General features: G+C 71.7%; 9 protein-coding genes. 6 read left to right on the plus strand and 3 right to left on the minus strand.

Going from position 1 to position 14,317, the window contains the following annotated elements; genetic code table 11:
• Positions 1-44 precede the first annotated feature (44 nt).
• The 6 genes from gabT to ATC03_RS02665 all read left to right on the plus strand — a co-directional run bounded on the left by gabT (position 45) and on the right by ATC03_RS02665 (position 8,309).
• Positions 45-1,412 (plus strand): 4-aminobutyrate--2-oxoglutarate transaminase, encoded by a 1,368-nt coding sequence (gene gabT / locus ATC03_RS02640; protein ID WP_067872792.1) that lies wholly within the window; start codon positions 45-47, stop codon positions 1,410-1,412.
• Positions 1,409-2,710: a Glu/Leu/Phe/Val family dehydrogenase gene (locus tag ATC03_RS02645; protein WP_084003228.1), complete on the plus strand. Its 1,302-nt coding sequence runs from the start codon at positions 1,409-1,411 to the stop codon at positions 2,708-2,710. The genes gabT and ATC03_RS02645 overlap by 4 nt, the downstream gene beginning before the upstream one ends.
• 159 nt (positions 2,711-2,869) lie before the next feature.
• The gene (locus ATC03_RS02650) at positions 2,870-4,342 is read left to right on the plus strand and encodes an NAD-dependent succinate-semialdehyde dehydrogenase (protein ID WP_067881193.1); all 1,473 of its coding nucleotides are present in this window, start codon (positions 2,870-2,872) and stop codon (positions 4,340-4,342) included.
• Positions 4,343-4,447: 105 nt separating this feature from the next.
• On the plus strand, positions 4,448-5,827 hold the full coding sequence (locus tag ATC03_RS02655) for a flavin monoamine oxidase family protein (protein WP_067872795.1): 1,380 nt from the start codon (positions 4,448-4,450) through the stop codon (positions 5,825-5,827).
• The gene (locus ATC03_RS02660; protein ID WP_067872798.1) at positions 5,827-6,750 is read left to right on the plus strand and encodes a universal stress protein; all 924 of its coding nucleotides are present in this window, start codon (positions 5,827-5,829) and stop codon (positions 6,748-6,750) included. The genes ATC03_RS02655 and ATC03_RS02660 overlap by 1 nt, the downstream gene beginning before the upstream one ends.
• The gene (locus tag ATC03_RS02665) at positions 6,747-8,309 is read left to right on the plus strand and encodes an APC family permease (protein ID WP_084003229.1); all 1,563 of its coding nucleotides are present in this window, start codon (positions 6,747-6,749) and stop codon (positions 8,307-8,309) included. The genes ATC03_RS02660 and ATC03_RS02665 overlap by 4 nt, the downstream gene beginning before the upstream one ends.
• 119 nt (positions 8,310-8,428) lie before the next feature.
• Here the strand turns inward: ATC03_RS02665 and ATC03_RS02670 are convergent, their stop codons facing one another.
• The 3 genes from ATC03_RS02670 to ATC03_RS20465 all read right to left on the minus strand — a co-directional run bounded on the left by ATC03_RS02670 (position 8,429) and on the right by ATC03_RS20465 (position 14,123).
• On the minus strand, positions 8,429-10,945 hold the full coding sequence (locus ATC03_RS02670) for a carboxypeptidase regulatory-like domain-containing protein (protein WP_067872802.1): 2,517 nt from the start codon (positions 10,943-10,945) through the stop codon (positions 8,429-8,431).
• A gap of 182 nt (positions 10,946-11,127) precedes the next feature.
• A complete protein-coding gene (locus ATC03_RS02675) occupies positions 11,128-12,816 on the minus strand; it encodes an amidohydrolase (protein WP_067872806.1) in 1,689 nt (562 codons plus the stop codon).
• Complete coding sequence (locus ATC03_RS20465; protein WP_067872809.1) at positions 12,813-14,123, minus strand: MFS transporter; 1,311 nt, start codon at positions 14,121-14,123, stop codon at positions 12,813-12,815. Before ATC03_RS20465 ends, ATC03_RS02675 begins: the two co-directional genes overlap by 4 nt.
• Between the last annotated feature and the right edge of the window lie 194 nt (positions 14,124-14,317).

Genomic DNA, 14,317 nt, shown 5'->3' on the forward strand with positions numbered 1-14,317 from the left:
CATTGGGCGCACCGCCACCGTCGTCACCTGAAGAGGAGTCCGTCATGACCATCGTCGACACCACGGCCGCCACGGCCACCGTCACCGGAGGACCGGCGCTCCCGCAGGAGCGTCGTCTCGTCACCGCCATCCCGGGCCCGCGCTCGCAGGCCCTCATGGCCCGCAAGGCCGCAGCCGTCGCCTCGGGCGTCGGCACCACCATCCCGATCGCCGTCGTCGCCGCGGGCGGCGGAGTGGTCGTCGACGCCGACGGCAACTCGATCATCGACCTGGGCTCGGGCATCGCCGTCACGGGCGTCGGCAACGCCAACCCGCGCGTCGTCGAGGCCGTCACCGCCCAGCTCAACGCCTTCACGCACACCTGCTTCACCGTCGCGCCCTACGACTCCTACGTCGACGTCGCCGAGAAGCTCAACGAGCTCACCCCCGGCGACCACGACAAGCGCTCCGCACTGTTCAACTCCGGCGCCGAAGCCGTCGAGAACGCCGTGAAGATCGCCCGCGCCTACACGAAGAAGCAGGCCGTCGTCGCGTTCGACCACGCCTACCACGGCCGCACGAACCTCACCATGGGCCTCACCGCGAAGAACATCCCGTACAAGAACGGCTTCGGCCCGTTCGCGCCCGAGGTGTACCGCGTGCCGCTCAGCTACCCCTTCCGCGACGGCGGGCTCTCCGGTGCGGATGCCGCGGCCAAGGCCATCTCGCAGATCGAGAAGCAGATCGGCGCCGAGAACCTCGCCGCCATGATCATCGAGCCCATCCAGGGCGAGGGCGGCTTCATCGTGCCCGCCGCCGGCTACCTGCCGGCGCTCGTCGAGTGGTGCCGCGCGAACGACGTCGTCTTCATCGCCGACGAGGTGCAGACCGGGTTCGGCCGAACCGGCGCCTGGTTCGCGAGCGACCACGAGGGCATCGTGCCCGACCTCATCACCACGGCCAAGGGCATCGCGGGCGGCCTGCCGCTCTCCGCGGTCACCGGCCGCGCCGAGATCATGGACGCGGCGGGCCCCGGCGGCCTCGGCGGCACCTACACCGGCAACCCGATGGCCTGCGTCGCCGCGCTCGCCGCGATCGAGGCCTACGAGGAGGACGGCCTGATCGAGCGCGCCAAGGAGATCGGCTCCGTGCTCATCGGCCGCCTGAACGCCCTGCGCACGACCGACGCCCGCATCGGCGACGTCCGCGGCCGCGGCGCGATGGTCGCGATCGAGCTCGTCGACCCCGCGACCGGCGCACCCGACGCCGCGCTCACGAGCAAGGTCGCCGCGTACGCCCACTCGCAGGGCGTGCTCGTGCTCACCTGCGGAACCTACGGCAACGTGATCCGCTTCCTCCCCCCGCTCACCATCTCGGACGACCTCCTCATCGAGGGCCTGCAGGTCGTCGCGGAAGGACTCAAGACGGCATGACCACCCTCACCGACAACGACGTCGTGATCGCCCGCCCCGAGGCATCCGTCGACCACATCGCCACCCCGCTCACCGACGCGCGTGCGCAGCTCTCGGAGGCCGTCGCCCTGCTCGGCTATCCCGATGGCCTGCACCAGATGCTCGCGACCCCGCGTCGCGAGCTGACGGTCGCCGTGCCGCTGCGCATGGACTCCGGCGAGAGCCGCCTGTACGTGGGCCACCGCGTGCAGCACAACTTCTCGCGCGGCCCCGCGAAGGGCGGCCTGCGCTACGCGCCCAACGTCAACATCGACGAGGTGCGGGCGCTGGCCATGTGGATGACCTGGAAGTGCGCCCTGCTCGACGTGCCGTACGGCGGCGCCAAGGGCGGCATCGCGATCGACCCCCGCGAGCACTCCAAGGCCGAGCTCGAGCGCGTGACCCGCCGCTACACGAGCGAGATCCTGCCGATCATCGGCCCGGAGCGCGACATCCCCGCGCCCGACATCGGCACCGACGAGCAGACGATGGCCTGGATGATGGACACCTACTCCGTCGCCAGCGGCTACACGGTGCCCGGCATCGTGACTGGCAAGCCCATCGCGCTCGGCGGATCGCTGGGTCGCGCCTCGGCGACGAGCCGGGGCGTGACCCACATCGCGCTCGCCGCGCTCCGCCACGTCGGCATCGAGCCCTCGCGCTCGACCGCCGCCGTGCAGGGCTTCGGCAAGGTCGGTGCGGATGCCGCGCGGTTCCTGTCCGAGGCCGGCGTGCGCGTCGCGGGCGTCAGCGACCAGTACGGCGCCGTCCACAACGCCGCCGGACTCGACGTCGAGGCGCTCACCGACCACGTTCGCGCCACCGGCTCGGTCGTCGGCTTCGCGGGCGCCGAACCCATCGACGGCGCCCAGTTGATCACGCTCAAGGTCGACCTGCTCGTGCCGGCCGCCGTCGAGGGCGTGCTGCACGAGTCCAACGCCGGCGACGTGCGCGCCCGCGTCATCGTCGAGGGCGCCAACGGCCCCACGACGCCCGCGGCCGACGCGATCCTGCGCGAGCGCGGCATCCTCGTGGTGCCCGACATCCTCGCGAACGCCGGCGGCGTGATCGTCTCCTACTTCGAGTGGGTGCAGGCGAATCAGGCCTACTGGTGGCGCGCCGACGAGGTGGAGTCCAGACTGGAGGAGCGGATGCTCAACGCGTGGCAGCACGTGCTGGGATACGCAGAGACCAGGGGGCTCTCGCTTCGCACCGCCGCGACGGCGCTCGCCGTCGAGCGCGTTGCCGATGCGCACCGCCTCCGCGGCCTCTACCCCTGATCGATCCGGAAAGCTCCTCGAGTCGCCCGGATGGCACCGCATCCGGGCGGCTCGAGGCCCAGCACCAACCCGAACCGCACGAACCGCACGAACGCCGAACCGCAGCAACGGAACGAACCGCAGCACGTGCACGAGACATCGAACGGAAGTCACACGCATATGACGAACGCAACGCTCGAATCGACCGTCCTCGACGCCGTCGAGGCCCGACTCTTCATCGGCGGCGACTGGGTCGACGCCGAGGGCGGCAAGACCCTCGCCGTGCACGACCCCGCGACGGGCGCCGTGATCAAGGAGATCGCCGACGCCTCGCCGGCCGACGGCATCCGTGCGCTCGATGCGGCCGTGGCCGTGCAGGAGTCGTGGGCCAAGACCGCGCCCCGCGTTCGCGGCGAGCTGCTGCGCAAGGCGTTCGACCTGCTGCAGGAGCGCAAGGAGCAGTTCGCCCTGCTCATGACCCTCGAGATGGGCAAGCCGCTCGCCGAGGCGCGCGGCGAGGTCGTCTACGGCGGCGAGTTCCTGCGCTGGTTCAGCGAGGAGGCCGTGCGCATCTCCGGTCGGTATGGCCTGAACCCCGAGGGCACCGGACGCATGATCGTCTCGCAGCGCCCCGTCGGCCCGTCGTTCTTCATCACCCCCTGGAACTTCCCGCTCGCGATGGCGACCCGCAAGATCGCGCCCGCGCTCGCCGCAGGCTGCACGGTCGTCATCAAGCCCCCGGCCCTCACGCCGCTCACGACCATCGCGTTCGTGCAGCTGCTCGAGGAGGTCGGGCTGCCCAAGGGCGTCGTCAACGTCATCCCGACCTCGACCTCGTCGGCGGTCTCGGGACCGATCATCGAGGACCCGCGACTGCGCAAGCTGAGCTTCACCGGCTCGACCGGCGTCGGCCGTGCGCTCATGAAGCAGGCCGCGACCGGCATCCTCCGCACGAGCATGGAGCTCGGCGGCAACGCGCCCTTCGTGATCTTCGAGGACGCTGATCTCGACAAGGCCGTCGAAGGCGCCCTCGTCGCGAAGTTCCGCAACATCGGCCAGGCGTGCACCGCGGCGAACCGCTTCATCGTGCACGAGTCGGTCGCCGACGAGTTCGCGGCCCGCGTCGCCGATCGCGTCAAGGCCATGAAGGTCGGCCGCGGCACGGAAGAGGGCGTCAACATCGGCCCGCTCATCGACGACAAGGCCGTCGACTCGACCGACGCGCTCGTGCAGGACGCCGTCTCGCGCGGGGCGAGCGTGCTCACCGGCGGCGAGCGCATCATCGACGGCGACGGCACGTTCTACGCGCCGACCGTGCTCGCGGGCGTCGCGGCCGGCAGCCGCCTGCTCGCCGAGGAGATCTTCGGACCGGTGCTCGGCATCACGACGTTCTCGAGCGAAGACGAGGCGGTGCGCCTCGCCAACGACACCGAGTACGGACTCATCTCGTACGTCTTCACGCAGGACCTGGCGCGTGGCCACCGCATGATCGAGCGCCTCGCCACCGGCATGATGGGGCTCAACACGGGCCTCGTCTCGAACGCCGCCGCACCGTTCGGCGGCGTGAAGCAGTCGGGCATCGGCCGCGAGGGCGGGCTCGAGGGCATCCACGAATACCTCGACACGAAGTACACGCTCGTCCCGGTGGACTGAGCACGTCGAGCGGATGCCTCGGCGCCGCGCCGCGGCATCCGCTCGCCCCCTTCTCGAATCACGCGCATCACGCGCCAACACGCGAACCGAAAGCGAAGAAACACCATGGAACGCATCGACTGCGACGTCGTCATCGTCGGAGCGGGGGCCTCCGGCCTCACCGCCGCCAACAAGCTGAAGGACGCCGGCAAGTCCGTCGTCGTGCTCGAGGCGCGCGACCGCATCGGCGGCCGCCTCTGGACCGACGACATCGACGGCGCCATGCTCGAGATCGGCGGCCAGTGGGTCTCGCCCGACCAGGACGCCCTGATCGAGACCCTCGACGAGCTCGGCCTCGAGACGTACGAGCGCTACCGCGAGGGCGAGAACGTCTACATCGCCGAGGACGGCGAGCGCCGGCTCTTCGAGGGCGACATCTTCCCGGTGCCCGCGAAGACCGAGGGCGAGATCGTCGGCCTCATCGAGAAGCTCGACCAGCTCGTCGCCGAGATCGACCCCGACGCGCCGTGGGCCCACCCGCGCGCGAAGGAGCTCGACGAGGTCAGCTTCGCCGAGTGGCTCGGCACGCAGACCGACGACGAAGAGGCGAAGCTCAACATCGGCATGTTCATCGCGGGCGCCATGCTCACGAAGCCCGCGCACGCCTTCTCGGCCCTGCAGGCGCTGCTCATGGCCGCCTCGGCCGGCTCGTTCTCGCACCTCGTCGACGCCGACTTCATCCTCGACAAGCGCGTCGTGGGCGGCCTGCAGCAGGTGCCGCTCCTGCTCGCCGAGCGGCTCGGCGGTGCCGTGCGCCTCGGTCAGGCCGTGCGCACCATCCGCTGGGCCGGGCTCACTGAAGACGGCGCCCCGGCGTCCGACTCGGGCGTCGTCGCCGTCACCGACTCGCTCGAGGTGCACGCCCGGCGCGTGATCGTCGCGGTGCCGCCCGTGCTCATCAGCCGCATCTCGTACGAGCCGCCGCTGCCGCGCCGCCAGCACCAGCTGCACCAGCACCTCTCCATGGGCTTCGTGATCAAGGTGCACGCGGTCTACGAGACGCCGTTCTGGCGCGCCGACGGCCTGAGCGGCACGGCCTTCAGCCCCTACGAGCTCTGCCACGAGGCGTACGACAACACGAACCACGAGGACCCCCGCGGCACGCTCGTCGGCTTCGTCTCCGACGAAGAGGCCGACGGCGTCTTCACGCTCAGCGCCGAGGAGCGCAAGGAGCGCATCCTCGAGTCGCTGTCGCACTACTACGGCGAGCAGGCGAAGCACCCGGTCGTCTACTACGAGTCCGACTGGGGCTCGGAGGAGTGGACGCGCGGCGCCTACGCGGCGAGCTTCGACATGGGCGGTCTCGCGCGCTACGGCTCGGACCTCCGCGCACCCGTCGGCCCGATCCACTTCTCGTGCAGCGACATGGCGGGCAAGGGCTACCAGCACGTCGACGGCGCGATCCGGGTCGGCCGCGAGGTCGCCGCAGAGATCCTGGCCGGCTGATGAACGCGGGGGGCACGTCGGCGGCATCGGGGGCGGATGCCGCGCTGCCGCGCATCGTGGTCGGCTACACGGCCAACGAGAGCGGCGCCGACGCGCTCGCCCTCGCCACCCGGCTCGCCACGGCGAGCGAGGCGCAGCTCGACGTGGTCATGGTGCTGCCGAGCGAGGCCCGCTCGAGCACCGTGCCCACCGACGTCGGCTACGAGCGCCACCTCAAGGCGCGCTCGCGCGAGTGGCTGACCGAGGCGTCGGCCAAGCTCGACGCCGAGGTCGCGCAGTCGCTGCACGTGCGCTACGCGGAGTCGTTCGCCGAGGGGCTCATCGCGGCCGCGCACGAGTTCGGCTCATCGCTCATCGTCGTGGGCGCGGCCCGCGGCGGCATCCTCGGGCGTTCGCGCATCGGGTCGGTCGCCAGCGAGCTGCTGCACTCCTCGGACGTGCCGGTGGCGCTCGCACCCTCCGGGTCACGCGAGCTCGCGGCATCCGTCGGCGTCTCCCGCATCACCGCCGCGCTCGGCTCGCGCCCTGGCGCGGGCGTGCTGCTCGACGTCGCGGTCCGCCTGACGAAGTCGCTGCGAGCGCCGCTGCGTCTGCTCTCGCTCGTGCCCATCGACCTGCCCTCCGGCATGGACGAGGGCCTGGCCGAGCTCACGAGCACGGCGCACGCCGACGAGGTGCTCGCGGCCGCCAAGGCTGCGCTGCCCCCCGGCGTCGTGACGACCGCCGTGGTCGCGACCGGCGACACGATCGAGGCCGCCGTGCGCAGCCTCGACTGGCACGAGGGCGAGATCGTGCTCGTGGCTTCCAGCCGGCTCGCGACTCCGAGCCACCTGTTCCTCGGCTCGACCGCGTCGAAGATGCTGCGCGAGCTGCCGGTGCCGATGATCGTGGTACCGCGCTCCACCGGAAAGGCCGCATCATGACGAACCAACCAGACCCCGCGTCGAGTGCACCGCTGACCTCCGCGAGCGCCGCCGTCGACGCCTCCGAGCAGGGCGGCCTCTCGAAGAAGGGCCTCTCGGCCGGATCGGTCGGCCTCATCGGCGCGATCGTCATCGGCATCAGCTGCATCGCGCCGGCGTACACGCTGACGGCGGCCCTCGGGCCGACGGTCTCCGAGGTCGGCGTGCAGGTTCCGGCGATCATCCTCGTCGGGTTCATCCCGATGCTGCTCGTCGCGCTCGGCTACCGCGAGCTCAACAAGCGCATGCCCGATTCGGGCACGTCGTTCACGTGGGCCACGCGCGCCTTCGGGCCGTGGATCGGCTGGATGGCCGGGTGGGGGCTCGTCGCCGCCACCATCCTCGTGCTCTCGAACCTCGCGGGCATCGCGGTCGACTTCCTGTTCCTGCTCATCGCGCAGGTCACGGGCAACGCCGGCATCGCCGACCTCGCGCTGAACCCCTTCATCAACATCGCCGTCTGCCTGCTCTTCATGCTCGGCGCGACCTGGGTGTCGTACCGCGACATGCAGACCACGCAGAAGCTGCAGTACTGGCTCGTCGGGTTCCAGCTCCTCGTGCTCGTGACCTTCTCGATCGCGGCGCTCGTCGAGACGGCCAACGGCAACGCGTTCGACGCGACGCCGATCGAGCTGTCGTGGTTCAACCCGTTCGCCGTCGAGTCGTTCTCGGCGTTCGCGGCGGGCCTGTCGCTCTCGATCTTCATCTTCTGGGGCTGGGACGTGACCCTGACGATGAACGAGGAGACGCGCGGCTCCGACAAGACGCCCGGGCGGGCGGCGACCATCACGGTCGTCACGATCGTGGTGCTCTACCTGCTCATCGCGGTGTCGCTGATCACGTTCGCGGGCGTCGGCACGGGCGAGTACGGCCTCGGCAACCCCGACATCCAGGACAACGTGTTCTTCCACCTCGCCGGCCCGATCCTCGGCCCGCTCGCGGTGCTCGTCTCGCTCGCCGTGCTCACCAGCTCGGCCTCGAGCCTGCAGTCGACCTTCGTGTCGCCGGCGCGCACACTGCTCGCCATGGGCCACTACGGCGCCCTGCCCGAGAAGTTCGCGAGCGTCAGCCCGCGGTTCTTCACGCCCGGCTACGCGACCATCGTGTCGGCGATCGTCGCGTCGGTCTTCTACACGGTCATGCGCCTGCTGAGCGAGAACGTGCTCTGGGACACCATCACCGCACTCGGCATGATGATCTGCTTCTACTACGGCATCACGGCGTTCGCGTGCGTGTGGTTCTTCCGCAAGATCTGGTTCACGTCCGTTCGCAACGTCGTCTACACGCTGCTCGCGCCGCTCATCGGCGGCGTGATCCTCGCCGTGCTGTTCTTCACGACGCTCATCGACTCGATGGACCCCGAATACGGTTCGGGCTCGTCGGTCGGCGGGGTCGGGCTCGTGTTCGTGCTCGGCATGGTCGTGCTGCTCGGCGGCGTCGTCGTGATGTTCTGGCAGTGGCGCAAGCGTCCGGCGTTCTTCCGCGGCGACACGCTCTCGCGAGCGGTCGCGAGCGAGTAGTCCGGACTCGCCGGTCGGGGAGCGAAGCGTCTCGAGACCAGCGCACCGCAGACAGCGAAGAGCGGATGCCTCGTGGCATCCGCTCTTCGTTCCGTTCGCGGTGATCGCGCCGCAGACGGTCAGCCCGGCAGCGCGTCCCAGCGCTTGAGGAGGGTCGCGAGCGCCTCGCGCGTCACGGTGTTCGCCGGGCTGAACGTGCCCTTGACCGTGGTGATGCGTTCGGCCGCGAGCCACTCGATCGACGTGAAGTACGACGAGCCCTTCGGCACGTCGGTGAACGTCGCCTTCGCGGGTGCCGTGAAGCTCGGGCCGGCGGCACGGTAGAGGAACGCGGCGGCCTCCTGGCGCTTGAGCATCGCTGCGGGTCCGAACGTGCTGGTCACCGTCGTGATGCGCTCGCGCTTCATCCACTCGATCGCGGTGTACGCCGGGTGGCTCGCGGGCACGTCGCGGAAGCTCGGCTTCGACGGCAGTGCGAACTCGGGCGAACCGGCGAGGCGGTAGAGCGCCACGGCGATGGTCGCGCGGGTCGCCGCGCGGGTCGACTCGAAGCGCACGATGCCGTCGGCACCCTTGACGCCGTCGATGACGCCCTCGGCGACCGCCCAGCGCACGTTCGCGGTGTGACCGCCGGTGCCCGTGACATCCGCGAATCGGGGCAGCACCGAGGCCGTCGGCGCCGAGGTCGCGACCAGCGCGGCCTCACCGGGGCGGATGCCGGTCACCTCGACGGTGATCGCGGTGCCCGCCTGGGCCTCTGCGGGCGAGAACTCGGCCGCCGTGGCGCCGTCCACGGGCTTGCCGTCGGCGAGCCAGCGGTAGGTGAGCGCCGCGCCGGGGCCCCAGTCGCCTGCGGCGGCGGTGAGCGCCTGGCCGACCTGCGCGATGCCCGCGAGGGTGGGCACCGGTGCGGGCTCGGGCTGGGCGACGGTGCGCGTCATGACGGCCGAGATGCCCTCGAACGTGCCGCCGTTCGGTGCTTCGAGCACGGTCGCCTCGGCCTGGGTCGCCGCGTTCTGCCAGAACTGGGTCGCGTACGGCTCGTCGGATGCGCCGCGATCCTCGAACTTCGCGATGTAGTTGCCGGGGGGCATGCCGCCGGCCATGTACGAGATGTCGTCGCCCGCGCCGCCGTGGGCGGGCGGTTCGACCCAGTTGCCGGGGGTGCGCTCGTAGAGGAGCACGAGTCGGGCGTCGGGTGCGGCGCCGCCGTGCTCGTCGGTGATGCGTCCGCTGATCGAGACGCCGGGGCGGGTCTCGACGTCGGCGTCGCCGGTCTCGGTCGAGGCGGTCACGGCGACGGCCGCGGCATCCTCGGGGTAGTAGCCGCCGCCGAGGTAGGTGGCCGCCCAGCGTGCGCTCGACGAGCCGTAGGTGAGCACCGTGTACTCGCCGGGCGCCAGGCCTGACACGCGGTATGCGCCGTCGTCGCCCGACCGGGCCGAGGTGACTCGCTCCCAGGCGCCGGCGGGGTTCTCGCGCAGCACGTCGAAGTACGCGCCGGCAGAGGGTGCGGGCTCGCCAGCGGTGTTCTCGGTGAGCACGCCCGAGATCGAGCCGCCGGCGGTGAGCGCGGCATCGATGCCCTCGACGACGTCGCCGGGGGCGACGGTGAGGATGGTCGCACCGGCGCGATCCGAGACGCCCTGCCAGTACTGCTGGCCGAGGTCGCCGTCGAAGTCCGAGAAGCCGACCACGTAGTCGGCCTGGTCGAGGCCGGCGAGTCGGTAGGTGCCGTCGGTCGCGGTGGTCGTGGTGACGGTGTCTGCCCAGCCATCGGGCGAGCCGGCGTACTTCGCGGAGACCTCGACGCCGGCGACGGGCGTGCCGCCCGTGGTGACGGTGCCCGTGATCGCGGCGCCCGCGTTCAGGGCGAAGTCGGCGGTGAAGGCCGCGCCCGCCGTCAGGGCGACGCGCGTGGCGGCGTCGGCCGTGTAGACGTCCTGCCAATACTCGTCGACGAGCTCGGTCGTGCTGCCCCATCCGGGGCCGGACTTCAGCACGTATTCGCCGGCCGGCAGCCCCGTGATGGCGTAGCTGCCGTCGGACGCGACCGAGGCGCCGCCGCGCGTGCTGTTCAGGTCGCCGGAGAGGTACGCGTAGACGTACCCGCCCGACACGGGCGCGCCGTCGCCGTCGAGCACGGTGCCCGAGACGGTCGCGCCGATCTCGAGCGTGGGGGCGATCGATGCCGCGGCACCCGCGGTCACCTCGATGTCGGTCGCGGCCTCGAGGGTCTCGGCGCCGTCCCAGTACTCGCGCACGTACTGCGCGGTCTCGACCTGCGGCGCGAGCGCGGCGCGGTACGTGCCGGGCTCGAGCTCCGAGATCGTGAACGTGCCGTCGGCGGCGCTCTTCGCGCTCTGGCCCGCGCCCCACAGCAGGGTCCAGCAGTCGGCCTGCTGCGTCGCGTCGAAGTCGGGGTCGCAGTGGAAGAGCTGCACGAGCACGCCCTGCAGCGGTGCGCCGGCTTCACCGGTCACGGTGCCCGTGATCGAGCCCGCGTCTGGCTCGGCCGCGTTCGCGGCGGGGGTGCCGACGGCCACGAGGCCGAGCGTCATGGCGAGGGCGGCGAGCCCGGCGGCGAGCCCGCGACGGCGTCGCCGTGTCGGTGGGGCGAGATCTGGGGAGAGCATGGCGTCCTTCCATCGGTGCGAAGTCGAGCACCTCTCACGCTAAGCAGCGCATGCGGGGGTGACCATGGGCAGCGCTCCCCGTCGGGCCGGCATCAGGGGCGCGCTCGAACCCCTCACGCGCAGACGCGAATGGTCGCCTCAGCAGCGCTGAAGCGACCATTCGCGTCCGTGCAGGTGCCCGCTTATGCAGCGGTGGCGGCGGCCGCGGCAGCGACGCCCGGCTCCGCCTCGAACACCGTCGCACCCGCGACGACCGTGCGGATCACGCGCGCCGTGAGCAGCGACGCCTCGCCCTCCGCGAACGGGTCGACGTCGAGCACCGCGAAGTCGGCGGCGAGGCCGACGGCCAGGCGTCCGCGGGCGTCGCCGTCGCCGCACGAGGCGGCCGCGTCGCGCGTCGCATGCCCGATCGCCTCGGCGAGGGGCAGCGCGAACCCGGGCAGCGAGGGCTCGAACGACGGGTCGAGCGCCGAGCGCCGGGTGGCGGCGACGTACATGTTGTGCAGGGCCTCGTGCGGTGCGGTCGGCGCGTCGGTCGAGAACGCGAGCAGCGCGCCGGCGTCGACGAACTCGGGCCAGGCGAAGGCCCGGTCGACGCGCTCGTCGCCGAGCATGGCGACCCAGTTGTCGAAGATCGCGGGGTCGGCGTGCACGGGTTGCATCGACGCGGTGACGCCGAGGCGCGACATCCGCTCGGCCGTACCGGGGGCCGCGTACTCGAGGTGCTCGATGCGGTGGCGGCGGGGCAGGTCGCCGTTCACCTCGACGGCGTGCTCGATCGCGTCGAGCGCGATGTCGCTCGCGTAGTCGCCGATCGCGTGCTGCGCGACCTGCAGGCCCGCGGCATCGGCGGCGGCGACCACGGGCTTCAGCGCGTCGAGCGGCCAGATCGGCTCGGCGTTCGATCCGTCGGCGTACGGATGCCGCATGGCGGCCGTGCACGCATCGATCACTCCGTCGAGCACGAGCTTGATGCCCACGATGCGCAACCACGGCGCGGTCGGCGCGGCGGCCGTCTCGGCGGCGAGCCGCGCGGCGTGCTCGACCTGCGCGAGGTTCGCGGCCGGGTCGCCCGTGTTGGCGACGAACCAGTGCGCGGCGACGCGGATCGGCAGCGAGCCGCCTCGGCGGGCGATCGCGCGCTGGAACGCCGCGAGTCCGAGCTCGTCGAAGGCCATGTCGACGACACCCGTGACGCCCGTGGCGAGGTAGGCATCGATCGTGCGCTCGACGGCGGCGTCGCGGTCGGCGTCGGTCGTGAGGTTCGCGAGGTGCTCCCAGACGTACTGCTGTGCGGCGGTCTCGTAGAGCATGCCGTCGGCCTCGCCGTCGGCGCCGCGGCCGATGCGTCCGCCGATCGGGTCGGGGGTCTCGCGCGTGATGCCGAGTTCGGCGAGCGCGGCCGAGTTGACCCAGCACGAGTGGTAGTCGTTCGCGTCGAGGAAGACGGGCACGTCGGCGACGGCCGCATCGAGCATGGCCGCGGTCGGCGCGCCGCCCGGAACCGAGTCGAACAGCCAGCCACGCCCGAGCACGCGCGGCGCCGTCGCGTCGGTGGCGCGTGCGGAGCGCAGCCGCGCCTGGATCTCGTCGAGCGTGCGCGCATCGGTGAGCGGCACGCGGCCGAGCGCGTCGCCCATCATGACGAGGTGCGTGTGGGCGTCGGTGAAGCCGGGCAGCACGAGCCGGCCGTCGAGGTCGACGACGTCGATGTCGGCATCGGAACCTGCGGCCTCGACTGCACCCGCGAGGTCGCCCACGTAGACGAGCACGTCGCCGTCGACGACGAACGCCTCGGCCCAGGCGGCCGCGCCGGATGCCGCGGGCTCGGCCGTGAAGACGCGCGCGTTGCGGTAGATCGTGCGGCTCATGCGAGCACCTCCTCGGCGTCGGCGCCCGCAGTGGCGCCGACGACCGCAGCCCGCTCGGCCTTCTCGTGCAGCGTCGAGACGTGCGCGGCGAACGCGGCGGGCACGGCGAGCACGAAGCTCGCGATGCCGAGCACGACCGTGAAGCCCTGGAATCCGAAGACCTCGACGAGCGCGGCGCCGATGACCGGCGTGAGGGCCGAGCCCACGAGGTAGACGGCGAGCAACGGGCCCGACCAGCGGCCCTCGACGTCGAGCGCGGCCGAGGTCGAGACGAAGTACATGAAGGCGATGGCGTAGATCGTGTTCCACGCGATGAAGACGACGATGAACAGGTTCGGGTCGGTGACGAAGCCCTCGGCGATCTTCAGCAGGCCGCCGAGCACGAGCAGCACGACGAGCGGCACGGCGCGGCCGAGGCGGTTGCCGACGACCATGAGCAGCACGGAGCCGACGAGGCCACCGGCGGTCGCGCCGCTGAGCGCGAGGCCGAGGCCCTCAGGGGTGAGCGCGGCCTGCTCGGCGCCCATGACGCCGGCCATGGCCCAGAGCGAGTCCTCGCTCACAGCCCAGAGCGCGAACGTCGCGAGCAGCACGAAGCCGGCGATGGTCGCCAACCGCGTCGGGCGAGCGGATGCCGCGGCGCGCGCCTTGATCGCCGGGATCGCCGAGGTCTCGGGCACCTCGACGGGCATGGCCTCGGCGACGGCCGCTCCGGCCTGCGGGGCGAGCACGGGCGCCTTGGGCAGCCAGCCGCTCACGACGAGCGAGATCGCGGAGAAGAGGGCGAGCGCACCGAACACGTCGATCGGCGCGAGCCCGATCAGCGGCACGACGGCGAGGATCACGGTGACGATCGCGCGGTTCGCAAGACCGTTGAAGCCCGCGACGCGGTCGGGGTTCGTGAACGCGGCGATCGCGGCGCCCGAGGCGGCGACCGCGCCACCGGCACCGACGCCGCCGAGCAGCAGGCCGGCGACGACCACGCCCGGAACCGCGATGAGCGCGGCCGCACCGAACCCGACGATCGCGAGTACCAGACCGACGCGGGCCACGAGGCGGCGGCGGGGCCCGGCGCAGAGCGGGGCGATCGCGAGGCCGGTGATCGCGGTGGCGAGCAGGGCGCCCGTGACGATCCAGCTCGCCGTGAGCACGTCGCTGCCGAGCGCGCCCTGCAGCGCGGTGATCATGTACGGCGACAGGTTGACGCCGAGGTAGCCGGCGATGCCGATGGTGAAGGTCGCGGTCGCGGTGGGCAACCGCAGGGGCACGCGCGCGCCCTGGTCGATGCCGTGGTCGAGGTCGGTCATGTGCAGTCTCCGTGGGGGTGGGCACTCCGTCGTGCCGATGGGGGAGGCGTCAGCCGGGGGTGTCGCGACGCCGTAAGCGAATGGTGTTCGTTTATTATGCATATCGAGGTCGCATCCGGGAAGAGGGTTACCCTGATCCGGGACATTCGGCACCGCCGGGCCCGCGACATCCCGCTCGACAGGGCCCACTCGAC

It is taken from the genome of Agromyces aureus (assembly GCF_001660485.1).
Classification (GTDB): domain Bacteria; phylum Actinomycetota; class Actinomycetes; order Actinomycetales; family Microbacteriaceae; genus Agromyces; species Agromyces aureus.

What these genes read in the sequence shown, in the direction of transcription:
- ATC03_RS02645 (WP_084003228.1), top strand. Translation starts at nt 1,409, where the DNA reads ATGACCACCCTCACCGACAACGACGTCGTGATCGCCCGCCCCGAGGCA.
- ATC03_RS20465 (WP_067872809.1), bottom strand. Translation starts at nt 14,123, where the DNA reads ATGACCGACCTCGACCACGGCATCGACCAGGGCGCGCGCGTGCCCCTG.
- gabT (WP_067872792.1), top strand. Translation starts at nt 45, where the DNA reads ATGACCATCGTCGACACCACGGCCGCCACGGCCACCGTCACCGGAGGA.
- ATC03_RS02660 (WP_067872798.1), top strand. Translation starts at nt 5,827, where the DNA reads ATGAACGCGGGGGGCACGTCGGCGGCATCGGGGGCGGATGCCGCGCTG.
- ATC03_RS02650 (WP_067881193.1), top strand. Translation starts at nt 2,870, where the DNA reads ATGACGAACGCAACGCTCGAATCGACCGTCCTCGACGCCGTCGAGGCC.
- ATC03_RS02655 (WP_067872795.1), top strand. Translation starts at nt 4,448, where the DNA reads ATGGAACGCATCGACTGCGACGTCGTCATCGTCGGAGCGGGGGCCTCC.
- ATC03_RS02665 (WP_084003229.1), top strand. Translation starts at nt 6,747, where the DNA reads ATGACGAACCAACCAGACCCCGCGTCGAGTGCACCGCTGACCTCCGCG.
- ATC03_RS02670 (WP_067872802.1), bottom strand. Translation starts at nt 10,945, where the DNA reads ATGCTCTCCCCAGATCTCGCCCCACCGACACGGCGACGCCGTCGCGGG.
- ATC03_RS02675 (WP_067872806.1), bottom strand. Translation starts at nt 12,816, where the DNA reads ATGAGCCGCACGATCTACCGCAACGCGCGCGTCTTCACGGCCGAGCCC.